General features: G+C 60.5%; 9 protein-coding genes. 2 read left to right on the top strand and 7 right to left on the bottom strand.

Going from position 1 to position 12,627, the window contains the following annotated elements; all coding sequences use genetic code 11:
* The first annotated feature begins 101 nt into the window (after nucleotides 1-101).
* Complete coding sequence (yhbY, locus tag N6L25_RS07755) at nucleotides 102-413, top strand: ribosome assembly RNA-binding protein YhbY (protein ID WP_271979232.1); 312 nt, start codon at nucleotides 102-104, stop codon at nucleotides 411-413.
* Nucleotides 414-503: 90 nt separating this feature from the next.
* Here yhbY and greA read toward each other — a convergent pair whose 3' ends face one another.
* The 7 genes from greA to grpE form a co-directional block, all read right to left on the bottom strand.
* Nucleotides 504-983, bottom strand: a complete 480-nt coding sequence (greA, locus tag N6L25_RS07750) for a transcription elongation factor GreA (RefSeq protein ID WP_271979231.1) — start codon at nucleotides 981-983, stop codon at nucleotides 504-506.
* A 3-nt stretch (nucleotides 984-986) separates the two neighbouring features.
* Nucleotides 987-4,202, bottom strand: coding sequence for a carbamoyl-phosphate synthase large subunit (gene carB, locus N6L25_RS07745; RefSeq protein WP_271979230.1), 3,216 nt, complete (start codon nucleotides 4,200-4,202; stop codon nucleotides 987-989).
* Nucleotides 4,203-4,287: 85 nt separating this feature from the next.
* Complete coding sequence (gene carA, locus N6L25_RS07740) at nucleotides 4,288-5,418, bottom strand: glutamine-hydrolyzing carbamoyl-phosphate synthase small subunit (protein ID WP_271979306.1); 1,131 nt, start codon at nucleotides 5,416-5,418, stop codon at nucleotides 4,288-4,290.
* Nucleotides 5,419-5,694: 276 nt separating this feature from the next.
* Nucleotides 5,695-6,498, bottom strand: coding sequence for a 4-hydroxy-tetrahydrodipicolinate reductase (dapB, locus tag N6L25_RS07735; RefSeq protein ID WP_271979229.1), 804 nt, complete (start codon nucleotides 6,496-6,498; stop codon nucleotides 5,695-5,697).
* Between the two features lie 11 nt (nucleotides 6,499-6,509).
* On the bottom strand, nucleotides 6,510-7,640 hold the full coding sequence (dnaJ, locus tag N6L25_RS07730; RefSeq protein ID WP_271979228.1) for a molecular chaperone DnaJ: 1,131 nt from the start codon (nucleotides 7,638-7,640) through the stop codon (nucleotides 6,510-6,512).
* 261 nt (nucleotides 7,641-7,901) lie between these two features.
* Nucleotides 7,902-9,824 carry a molecular chaperone DnaK gene (gene dnaK / locus N6L25_RS07725; RefSeq protein WP_271979227.1) on the bottom strand — a complete coding sequence of 641 codons (1,923 nt, stop codon included), beginning with the start codon at nucleotides 9,822-9,824 and terminating at the stop codon, nucleotides 7,902-7,904.
* A 119-nt stretch (nucleotides 9,825-9,943) separates the two neighbouring features.
* Nucleotides 9,944-10,564 (bottom strand): nucleotide exchange factor GrpE, encoded by a 621-nt coding sequence (gene grpE, locus N6L25_RS07720; protein ID WP_271979226.1) that lies wholly within the window; start codon nucleotides 10,562-10,564, stop codon nucleotides 9,944-9,946.
* 295 nt (nucleotides 10,565-10,859) lie between these two features.
* Between grpE and recN the strand changes: the two genes are divergently transcribed.
* The gene (recN, locus tag N6L25_RS07715; protein WP_271979225.1) at nucleotides 10,860-12,539 is read left to right on the top strand and encodes a DNA repair protein RecN; all 1,680 of its coding nucleotides are present in this window, start codon (nucleotides 10,860-10,862) and stop codon (nucleotides 12,537-12,539) included.
* The last annotated feature ends 88 nt before the right edge of the window (nucleotides 12,540-12,627 follow it).

Raw genomic sequence — 12,627 nt, 5'->3', positions numbered from 1 at the left:
TTCACCACCTACCGGATCTGATACAATCGCCCGATTATAAGGGTTTGACGGCCACAGTGCCGCTGACGATTTTTTTATGATACCGATTAAAGGATCTCATCATGAGCCTGTCGCCTGAACAGCGCCGCCAGTACCGGGCAATCGCCCACAACCTCAAACCGGTGATCATCATCGGCGACAAGGGGCTGACCGAGGGCCTCCAGCAGGAGCTGGATCGCGCCCTCAATGACCATGAACTGATCAAGGTCAAGGTCGCCCACCCGGACCGGGATGCCCGCCGGGACGCCATTGACGCCCTGTGCCAGCAGGCCGGCGCCCAGCTGGTGCAGACCATTGGCAAGATCGCGGTCATCCTGCGTCGCGCCAAGAAGCCCAACCCCAAGCTGTCGAACCTGCTGCGCAATCGCTCCTGATCACTACAGCGCAAAAAAAACCGGCATCGGAGCCCCTGATGCCGGTTTTCTTTTAGACGCCCGCTCGCAGCAAGCGGGCCGTCGAGCACCTTAAAGGTGCTCGACCTCCTCGATTTCATACTCCACGGTGCCCGACGGCACACGTACAGCCACCACATCGCCTTCGTTCTTGCCAATCAAGGCACGGGCAATGGGAGAGGACACGGAAATCTTGCCAGCCTTGATATCGGCCTCATCCTCGCCGCAGATCTGGTACTTCACCTGCTCCTCGGTATCGATATTGAGCAGCTGAACCGTCACCCCAAACACCACCTTGCCAGTGTTTTCCATGGTGGTCACATCAATGACCTGGGCAGACGACAGCTTGCCTTCGATCTCCTGGATGCGCCCTTCAATAAAGCTCTGCTGTTCCCGCGCTGCATGGTATTCGGCGTTCTCCTTCAGATCGCCGTGCTCGCGGGCCTCCGCGATGGCTTCGATCACCCTAGGCCGTTCGACGCTTTTCAGCTGCTGCAGCTCCTCGCGGAGACGAATTTCACCAGCTTTGGTCATAGGTACACGAGTTGTCATAACTTACTTTCCTGCGTGCAGGTCCTGGAGGCGGCGAACCGTCCGCTCCGGACCAAAATTAATGGCGCGACAGAGGGCATCACCGCCTGCCAGCGTCGTGGTGTAGGTCACCTTGGACTGCAAGGCCGACTGACGGATCTGAGCCGAGTCCGCAATGGCCTTACGCCCTTCCGTGGTGTTGATGATCAACTGCACCTGACCGTTCTTGATGGCATCGACAATGTGCGGACGACCTTCCCGAACCTTGTTGACCCGCTCTACTTCAACACCCGCCTCGCGCAGCGCGTTGGCGGTGCCGGTGGTGGCAATCAGCTTGAAGCCGGCCGCAATCAGTTCCTTGGCAACGGCAGCGGCGCCGCCCTTGTCGACATCACGCACCGAAATAAACGCCGTGCCCTGCTCCGGCAACCGCTCACCCACGGCCAGCGCGGCCTTGGCAAAGGCCTCATCAAAGGTATCGCCAAGCCCCATGACCTCACCGGTGGACTTCATTTCCGGCCCCAGAATCGGGTCAACCGCCGGGAACTTGTTGAACGGGAACACCGATTCTTTCACGGCAAAGTACGACGGCACGATTTCCTTGGTGAAGCCCTGCTCCGCCAGTGACTTGCCGGCCATACAGCGGGCTGCAATCTTGGCCAGCGACTCGCCAATGGCCTTGGACACGAAGGGAACCGTGCGGGAAGCCCGCGGATTGACCTCGATCACATAAATTTCACCGTCCTGCCAGGCCAGCTGTACGTTCATCAGCCCGACAACTTCCAGCTCGATGGCCATCTTGCGCACGGCATCGCGCATCTGGTCCTGGACATCTTGCGGCAGGGTGTACGGCGGCAGCGAACACGCCGAATCGCCGGAGTGCACACCCGCCTGCTCGATATGCTGCATGATGCCGCCGATCACCACGTCCTTGCCGTCACAGATGGCATCAATATCCACCTCGATGGCGGCGTTGAGGAAGTGGTCCAGCAGCACCGGGCTGTCATTGGACACCAGCACCGCATTGCGCATGTAGCGCACCAGCTCTTCCTCGTTGTAGACAATCTCCATCGCCCGACCACCGAGCACGTAGGACGGCCGCACCACCAGTGGATAGCCGATTTCACGGGCAGCCAGCACACCCTCTTCGTGACTGCGAACAGTCGCATTGTTGGGCTGCAACAGCCCCAGACGGGAAATCATCTGCTGGAACCGCTCGCGGTCTTCGGCGCGATCAATGGCGTCCGGACTGGTCCCGATGATGGGCACGCCGGCCGCTTCCAGGCCGCGGGCCAGTTTCAGCGGGGTCTGACCACCGTAGTGAACGATCACCCCTTTGGGCTGCTCAACCCGGACGATCTCAAGCACGTCTTCCAGGGTGATGGGCTCGAAGTAGAGCCGATCGGAGGTGTCGTAGTCGGTGGAGACCGTCTCCGGATTACAGTTGATCATGATGGTTTCGTAACCATCCTCCCGCATCGCCAGGGCAGCGTGAACACAGCAGTAATCGAATTCGATGCCCTGGCCAATCCGGTTGGGACCACCACCGATCACCACGATCTTCTCCCGCTCAGACGGCTGCGCCTCGCACTCTTCCTCGTAGGTGGAGTACATATACGCGGTGTTGGAGGCGAACTCGGCGGCACAAGTGTCCACCCGCTTGTACACCGGGCGCACACCCAGATCCTCACGCAGCTTGCGCACGCTGTCTTCGGAGATCGACAACAGCTTGGCCAGGCGAGCGTCCGAGAAGCCTTTGCGCTTCAGCCGGAACAGGGAGTCGCGGTCGATGTCGGCCTTGCCGGCAGACTTCAGCGCCTGCTCCTCCAGGATGATGTCCTCGATCTGCACCAGGTACCAGGGATCCACCTTGGTGTGCTGGAACACCTCATCCACCGTCATACCCTTGCGGAAGGCATCACCGATGTACCAGATCCGCTCGGCACCTGGCTGATTCAGTTCACGGATCAGAGTCTCGACACCATCCTCGGTAGCCAGATCAACCTTCGGCTCGAAGCCATCCGAGCCCACCTCGAGACCCCGCAGCGCCTTCTGCATCGACTCCTGAAAGGTCCGACCGATGGCCATGACCTCGCCGACGGATTTCATCTGAGTGGTCAGACGGGCATCTGCCTGCGGGAATTTCTCGAAGGTAAAGCGGGGAATCTTGGTGACCACATAATCGATACTGGGCTCGAAAGACGCCGGCGTGACACCGCCGGTAATCTCATTGCGCAGTTCGTCCAGGGTGTAACCGATGGCCAGTTTGGCCGCCACCTTGGCAATCGGGAAGCCGGTGGCCTTGGACGCCAGCGCCGAGGAACGGGACACCCGCGGGTTCATCTCGATGACCACCATACGACCAGTGTCGGGGTGAATACCGAACTGAACATTGGACCCGCCAGTTTCCACGCCGATCTCACGCAGGACCGCCAACGAGGCGTTCCGCATGATCTGATATTCCTTGTCGGTGAGGGTTTGCGCAGGCGCCACGGTAATGGAGTCACCGGTGTGAACGCCCATGGCGTCAAAGTTCTCGATGGCACAGACGATGATGCAGTTGTCGTTTTTGTCGCGGACAACTTCCATCTCGTACTCTTTCCAGCCGATCAGCGACTCGTCGATCAACAGCTCGTTGGTGGGCGACAGGTCGAGGCCACGCTGGCAGATCTCTTCAAATTCGTCCTTGTTGTAGGCGATACCGCCGCCGGAACCACCCATGGTAAACGATGGCCGGATGATGCACGGGTAGCCGATACGCCCGGCAACCTGCCAGGCTTCTTCCATGGTGTGGGCGATCTCGGCACGGGGACATTCCAGGCCGATGGACTTCATGGCCTTGTCGAACCGGTTGCGGTCCTCGGCCTTGTCGATGGTATCGGCGTTGGCACCGATCATTTCCACGCCGTGCTCGGCGAGCACACCGTGACGCTCCAGGTCCAGCGCGCAGTTCAGCGCGGTCTGACCACCCATGGTAGGCAGCAGCGCGTCCGGCTTTTCTTTCTCGATGATCTTGGCGACGGTCTTCCAGGTGATCGGCTCGATATAGGTGGCATCGGCCATCGCAGGATCGGTCATGATGGTCGCCGGATTGGAGTTCACCAGGATAACTCGGTAACCCTCTTCCCTCAGCGCCTTACAGGCCTGGGCGCCGGAGTAGTCAAACTCGCACGCCTGCCCGATCACGATAGGGCCTGCGCCCAGGATCAGAATGCTTTGTATGTCGGTACGTTTTGGCATGTCTTGGTAAACCTGTCAGCAACGTTTAAATTCTTGCAGCGCAAAACACGGCGCTCTGGTGGTCAATTCGTTTGCGAAATCCGGATCAGTTTCCGGCCGCTTCCATCAACCGGATAAATTCATCAAACAACGGCGCCACGTCGTGGGGCCCAGGGCTCGCTTCCGGGTGACCCTGGAAGCTGTAAGCCGGCTTGTCGGTACGACGGATGCCCTGCAGGGTGCCATCGAACAGCGACTTGTGAGTGGCTTCGATGTTGTCTGGCAGGGAAGTTTCGTCCACCGCGAAGCCGTGGTTCTGACTGGTGATCATCACCGTGCCGTCTTTCAGGTCCTGCACCGGGTGGTTGGCACCATGGTGGCCATGCCCCATCTTGACGGTCTTGGCGCCGCTGGCCAGGGCCAACAGTTGGTGCCCCAGGCAGATGCCAAACACCGGAATATTGGTTTCCAGCACTTCGCGGATGGCGGTAATGGCGTAATCGCAGGGTTCTGGATCGCCCGGGCCGTTGGACAGGAAGACACCGTCCGGCTTCATCGCCAGCACCTCGGATGCCGGTGTGGTGGCGGGCACCACCGTGATGTCACAGCCTCGGGCCGCCAGCATGCGCAGGATGTTCAATTTGACGCCATAGTCCCAGGCCACCACCTTGAAGCGGGACTCGCTGCGTTCGCCGTAGCCGGTCTCCAGATCCCATTCGGTTTGGCTCCACTGCCAGACCTTTTCCGAGGTGACTTCCTTGGCCAGATCCATGCCCTTGAGGCCGGGAAAAGCCTTCGCCAGCTCCAGCGCACGCTCCGGCGTGGCATCGGCACCGGCCACCACCGCGCCGTTCTGGGAGCCCTTGTCCCGCAGGATGCGGGTCAGGCGACGGGTATCAATGCCGGCAATGCCGACGATGTTGTTGGACTTAAGATAATCGTCCAACCGCCCCTGGCTGCGCCAGTTGCTGGCCAGTAACGGCAGGTCGCGGATGATCAGGCCAGCGGCCTGGACTCGATCCGACTCCACATCTTCTTCGTTAACACCGGTGCTGCCGATATGAGGATAGGTCAGGGTTACGATCTGGCGTGCATAGGACGGGTCCGTCAGGATTTCCTGGTAGCCGGTCATGGCGGTGTTGAACACCACCTCTCCACTGGTTTCACCTTCGGCGCCAATGGCGATACCGTGGAACAGGCTTCCGTCTGCGAGAGCCAGGATTGCTGGGGTTCTCAAGTTTTGAGTACTCAAGGCTTGTATCCTCATCGAGTGGCGTATCGTCAGTTCCGAATCGGGCCTGGTGCCGCCGTTATGGTCAATCGGCAGCGGGTCCAGCCCCCAACGTCACGAACAGGAGCGCAAGCGCAAAATCAGGTCGCAAAAAAGCGAGAGGGAGCAAAAGGCCCCGTCCCGCTTTCTTGTTGCTAGCAATGTGTAAGCTACGCTTGGTGCAGTTAAATCGCCCCATTATAAAAATTCAGGAGCAAACTGTCCACGACAAATACCAACGAGCTAGTTCTTCAGCGACAGCACGTCTTGCATGTCGTACAGCCCAGGGGGTTTGTCAGCCAGCCATTTGGCCGCCCGTACCGCGCCCTTGGCGAAAGTCATCCGGCTACTGGCTTTGTGGGTCACTTCGATGCGCTCCCCAATGCCGGCGAACAGCACCGTGTGATCACCCACTACGTCACCGGCGCGAATGGTCTCGAAGCCGATTTCCTTTTGCGAACGCTCACCGGTGAATCCTTCCCGACCATACACCGCGCACTCCTGAAGATCACGCCCCAAGGCCTCCGCCACCACCTCGCCCATGCGCAGCGCAGTGCCGGAAGGCGCATCCTTCTTGTGGCGATGGTGGGCCTCGATGATCTCAACATCGTAATCGTCGCCCAGCACCTCAGCCGCTGTACGCAGCAGATTGAGCACGACATTGACACCCACACTCATATTGGGCGCGAACATCACCGGCACCGACTCCGCCGCCAGGGCCAACTGCTCCTTTTCAGCAGCGGTCAGTCCGGTGGTGCCGATCACCATACTCTTGCCGTGGGTTTTGCAGAACTCGGCATTCTCCAGAGTGAGGTCCGGAAAGGTGAAATCGATGAGCACGTCAAACGCGTCCCGGACCGCCGACAAGTTGTCGACCATCGTCACGCCCAGCTTGCCGATGCCCGCCACCTCGCCCGCATCGGCGCCCACCAGACTGCTGCCCGGCTCAACCGCCGCCGCTCCCAGCTCGAGACCGTCCGCATCGTCGATCGCCTCGATCAATACCTTGCCCATGCGCCCCGCGGCGCCAATAATTGCTACCCGCATCGGTTCCGTCCTCAGAATTTCATTTCGTCAAAAAAGTTTTTCACCCCTTCAAACCAGGAAGTCTTCTTCGGAGCGTGATGGGTACCGTTACTGCCGTCCAGGGTTTTCTGAAATTCCTCAAGCAAGTCCTTCTGGCGCTTGGTCAGGTTGACCGGCGTTTCCAGGATCACCCGGCACAGCAGATCACCGGCTGGACCGCCTCGCACCGGGCTAACGCCCTTGTTACGCAGCCGGAACAACTTGCCAGTCTGGGTCTCGGGCGGAATCTTCAACTTGATCCGTCCGTCCAGCGTGGGCACTTCCAGCTCGCCACCCAACGCCGCATCCACAATACTGATGGGCACTTCGCAATAGAGGTTACGGCCGTCACGGGTAAAGATGGCGTGATCTCGAACCGCTATCTGCACGTAAAGATCCCCTGGCGGACCACCGTCCACCCCCATCTCGCCTTCGCCGGAAAGCCGTATCCGATCGCCGGTATCCACACCCGGCGGCACCTTGACCGACAGCGTTTTCTCTTCCTGAACCCGGCCGGCACCGTGACAGACCTTACAGGGGTTCTTGATCACCTGACCGGAACCGCGACAGGTGGGACAGGCCTGCTGTACCGTAAAGAAGCCCTGCTGCATGCGCACCTGGCCCATGCCGTGACAGGTGCCACAGCTTTCGGGGGAAGAACCTTTTTCGGCGCCAGAGCCGTCACAGGAACCACACTCGACATGGCCCGGCACGCGAATCTTTACGGTCTTGCCCTTGACGGCCTCCTCCAGATCCAGCTCCAGGGTGTAACGCAGGTCGGCGCCCCGGGTGTTGCGGCCACCGCGGCCGCCACCGCCGCCAAAGATGTCGCCGAAGACATCTCCGAAGATGTCGGAGAAGCTGCCACCGCCACCGCCAAATCCACCGCTGGCCTGACCATCGACCCCGGCATGACCAAACTGATCGTAGGCGCTGCGTTTCTGGGCATCCGCAAGCACCTCGTAGGCTTCGCTGGCCTCTTTGAACTTGTTCTCGGCGTCTTTATCGTCCGGATTACGGTCGGGATGATACTTCATGGCGAGCTTGCGGTACGCTCGCTTGACTTCCTTCTCGTCCGCCTCTCGGGACACACCGAGAACTTCGTAGTAATCACGCTTGGCCATGCTATGAACCCTGTTGGCGCTCCCGGAGCTGCCCGGAAGCATTGAACTTCGTTAACTCATCAGCGCTGACAACCCGTCAGCACTGCCAACCCTCAAGTACCGTCATTATCGAGTACTGCCAGCCACCGGCACTGTCAACCAACAGGACGGTCAAGCAGCAGCACAACCGGGGTCGCGCGCCATTCTAGCGCAACCCCCTAAACGAGGAAAAACGCGAGGAGCCCACTCCCCGCGTTTTTCAGACGTCAACCGCGCCAAAACTTAGCGCTTGTCGTCGTCCTTCACTTCCTCAAACTCGGCGTCAACCGCATCGTCAGCCACCTCGGGCTGGGCGCCACCGGCGTCCTGAGCACCGGCCTGCTGAGCCTGCTCGGCGTACATCTTCTGAGCCAGCTCCGAAGACACTTCCGTCAGCTTCTGGGTCTTGGCTTCGATGTCATCCTTGTCGGAGCCGGTCAGCGCTTCCTCCAGCTCCTTGATAGCGGTTTCGATGGCCTCTTTCTCGCTCTCAGTCACCTTGTCGCCGGCATCAGCCAGGGTCTTGCGCACCGTGTGAACCATGGCATCACCCTGGTTACGGGCCTGCACCAGCGCCTCGAACTTACGATCGTCCTCGGCGTGCGCCTCGGCGTCAGACACCATCTTGTCGATCTCATCCTCGCTCAGACCGGAGGACGCCTTGATCACGATGGACTGTTCCTTACCAGTTGCCTTGTCCTTCGCGGACACGTGCAGGATACCGTTGGCATCGATATCGAAGGTCACTTCGATTTGCGGTACGCCACGCGGTGCCGGCGGAATATCGGCCAGATCGAACCGCCCCAGCGACTTGTTCTGGGCCGCCTGCTTGCGCTCACCCTGTACCACGTGAATGGTCACAGCGGTCTGGTTATCGTCCGCGGTGGAGAACACCTGCGACTTCTTAGTCGGAATGGTGGTGTTCTTCTCGATCAGCGGCGTGGCCACACCGCCCATGGTTTCGATACCCAGCGTCAGCGGGGTGACGTCCAGCAGCAGAACGTCCTTAACGTCACCGGACAGTACCGCAGCCTGGATCGCCGCACCCATGGCAACCGCCTCATCCGGGTTCACGTCCTTACGGGCTTCTTTGCCGAAAAACGCTTTCACCTTCTCCTGAACCAGCGGCATGCGGGTCTGCCCACCCACCAGGATGACCTCGTCGATCTCGCTGGCGCTCATGCCGGCGTCCTGCAAGGCAACTTTACATGGCTCCAGGCTACGCTGGACCAGATCCTCAACCAGTGACTCCAGCTTGGCGCGAGTCAGCTTGACGTTCATGTGCTTGGGACCACTGGCATCAGCCGTGATGTACGGCAGGTTGACATCAGTCTGCTGGCTGCTGGACAGCTCGATCTTGGCTTTTTCGCCGGCTTCTTTCAGGCGCTGCATGGCCAGGGAGTCACCACGCAAGTCGATGCCGCTGTCTTTCTTGAACTGATCCGCCAGGTATTCGATGATTTTCAGGTCGAAGTCTTCACCGCCCAGGAAGGTATCGCCGTTGGTGGCCAGTACCTCGAACTGGTGCTCGCCGTCCACATCGGCAATTTCGATGATGGAGAGGTCGAAAGTACCACCGCCGAGGTCATACACCGCCACGGTGCGGTCGCCGCTTTGCCGATCCAGGCCATAGGCCAGGGCGGCCGCGGTCGGCTCGTTGATGATCCGCTTAACGTCGAGCCCGGCAATCTTGCCGGCATCCTTGGTGGCTTGGCGCTGGCTGTCGTTAAAGTACGCAGGCACGGTGATGACCGCCTCGGTCACCTTCTCGCCGAGGTAGTCTTCGGCGGTTTTCTTCATTTTTTTCAGCACTTCCGCAGACACCTGGGGCGGCGCCATCTTCTTGCCTTTCACCTCAACCCAGGCATCACCGTTGTCGGCCTTGGCGATGGTGTACGGAACCATTTTGATGTCTTTCTGGACAACGTTGTCTTCGAAGCGGCGACCGATCAGACGCTTGATGGCGTACAGGGTGTTGTTCGGGTTGGTCACCGCCTGGCGCTTGGCAGACTGGCCTACCAGGGTCTCACCGTCGTCGGTGTAGGCGATAATGGACGGGGTGGTGCGATCGCCTTCGGCATTCTCGATGACCTTAACCTTTTCGCCATCCATGATCGCCACGCAGGAATTCGTGGTTCCAAGGTCGATACCAATAATTTTGCTCATTGATTTACTCCAATTCGATTTCTTGATTCGGTTCCGGCAATTGGCTTGCTGCTGTTCCGGGCCTCAGAGCCCCGGCGCGCCACCCGTTTACTGCCTATATTGGCGCCTATTCGACGTTTTCAAGCCTGCTCATCAATTTTTGGCGCGTCTTCGGCCTTGGCCACCACCACCATGGCCGGACGCACCAGACGCTCGTTCAGGGTGTAACCTTTCTGGATGACCGCCACCACACTGTTGGGCTCGGCATCCGGCGCCGGCACCATGGACATAGCCTCATGGCGTTGCGGATCGAACGGCTCGCCCACCGGGTTAAGCTGTTCGACCTTGAATTTCTTCATACCCCCCAGCAGCAGGTCGAGGGTCATTCCCACCCCTTCCCGGATCGACGCCACCATCGGCGCATCCGCGTCCTGCGTCTCGGTACTTTCAACCGCCTTCTCCAGGCTGTCGGCCACCGGCAGCAACTCCTTGACGAACTTTTCCAGCGCGAACTTGTGGGCCTTTTCCACATCGATCTCGGCACGCCGGCGAACGTTCTGCATTTCGGCCTGGGTGCGCAGGATCTGGTCCTTGACCTCCTGCACCTGCGCCTTCAGCGCTTCGACCTCATCCTCTGGGGCAACCGCCTCCTCAGCCGCTTCTTCCGCCGGCTCGGCCGCTTCGGGCTCGGTAACCGACGCCTCCGCTTCCTGGGCCAGCTCTTCTTCCACCTGTTCGTTGCGGTTTTCGTCAGCGCTCATTAGCCACTCCTGCTTTACATTCACACAGCCCGGATACGGGCCTCAATCAATTGGCACCCCGGTCAACGTGCGCCGGGGGTTGATGGACTTGCGTTTCGATATGGGGCTCGATTTTGCGGTTTCAACCGTCCCTACCCCTCAAATCAACATTTGCAAACGCAAAAATCCCTGTATATATTCACAGCACCTGTATGCACGAACAGTACTGCGCCATACGCGTAATCGCAGACCGGAACACGCAACACCCCGAACACGCGCTGGCCCCACACGCGCCGGCCCGAAAAAAGGAGCGACCATGCTGACCCAATTGACCGTGACCAACTATGCCATTGCCGAGCGGGTGGAACTGCAATTCAAGGGCGGCATGACCGCGCTGACCGGCGAGACCGGTGCCGGCAAATCCATCGTACTGGACGCCCTCGGCCTGGCCATGGGCGGCCGGGCTGATGCCGGCGCGGTCCGGCACGGCGCCAAACGGGCCGACATCACCGCCTCCTTTGACGTCTCCCGCATCCGCGACGCCCAACAATGGCTGCAGGCCCACGAACTGGATGACGACAGCGACTGCATCCTGCGCCGCACCGTCAGCAAGGACGGCCGCTCCCGCGCCTACATCAACGGCCAGCCCTGCCCCCTGGGTCACCTCAAGGATCTTGGGGCCCTGCTGATGGACATCCACAGCCAACACCAGCATCAGTCCCTGCTCCGCAAAGATACCCACCGCAAGCTGGTGGACGAATTCGCCGGCGCCCTGGCACTGGCCGATCGCACCCGCGCAGCCTGGCGGAGCTGGCAGCAGACCCGCGAACGCTTAAACGAGCGCCAGCAGAACGCCGACGAAGCCGAAGCCCGCCTGCAACTGCTGCGCTACCAGGTGGAGGAGCTCAACCGGCTGGCACTGACGGAAGGCGAGCAGGCGCAGCTGGAAGCCGAGCAGGAACAGCTCAGCCACGCCGATACGGTGCGCCACAACTGCCACCAGGCCGCCATGCTGTGCAGCGAGGATGAGACCAGCGCCGCCAGCCTGCTGCGTCAGGCCCTCAATCAATTGGAACAGCTGCCCATCCAGGTGTCGGCGTTGAACGACACCATTCAGATGCTCAGCGAGGCCCAGATCCAGGCCGCGGAGGCCGGCGACAACCTGCTCCGCTTCGCGGAGGATTACGACGCCGACCCGGCCCGCCTGGCAGAAGTGGAGGAACGCCTCAGCGCGCTCTATCAGCTTGCCCGCAAACACCGGATCGCACCGGAGGAATTACCGGCTCTACACCAGGCGCTTAGCCAGGAGCTGGCCGCCCTCGACGGCGGCGAGGACAGCCTGGAACAACTGGAAGCAGAACTGGATCAGCAACGGCAGGCGTACATGGTGCTGGCCGAGGAACTGTCCCACGCCCGCGGCACTGCGGCAGAGCAGCTGGACCAACGGATCGCCGAAGAACTCAAGCAACTAAGCATGCCCTCGGTCCAGTTCGTCACTCGCCTCAGCCCCAGCGCCGACGGCGAACCCGCAGCCCAGGGACTGGAAGAGGTTGAATTCCTGGTCAGCGCCAACCCGGGACAACCCGCCCGTCCACTGGCCAAGGTGGCCTCCGGCGGCGAACTGTCACGAATCAGCCTGGCCATTCAGGTCGTAGTGGCACAAACCTCCACCACGCCGACGCTGGTCTTTGACGAAGTGGATGTGGGCATTGGCGGCGGTACCGCCGAGGTGGTCGGCCGGCTATTGCGGGCTCTGGGCGAAAATGGCCAGGTGCTGTGCGTGACACACCTGCCTCAGGTAGCGGCGCAATGTCACCAGCACCTGTTTGTCAGCAAATTTACCGAGCGGGACGCCACCTTTTCACGCATTGAGACGCTGGGCGACCAGGAACGGGTCAATGAAGTGGCCAGAATGCTGGGCGGCGTGGACATGACCGAGCAGACCCTGGCCCACGCCCGGGAGATGGTCAGTAAGGGTCAGGCTACCCACCACTGACACCAGCCAACAGCATAGCCAATACCGAGAACACTTTCCCCTCTCGACTCCGAGAGCCGCCTGGGCGGGCATTTGCCCGCCCCTTTTT

The sequence above is a fragment of the Marinobacter sp. SS21 genome (assembly GCF_028369065.1).
Classification (GTDB): domain Bacteria; phylum Pseudomonadota; class Gammaproteobacteria; order Pseudomonadales; family Oleiphilaceae; genus Marinobacter.
The sequence above is the reverse complement of the archived record's forward strand: the minus strand, read 5'-3'. Positions and strand labels throughout refer to the sequence as shown.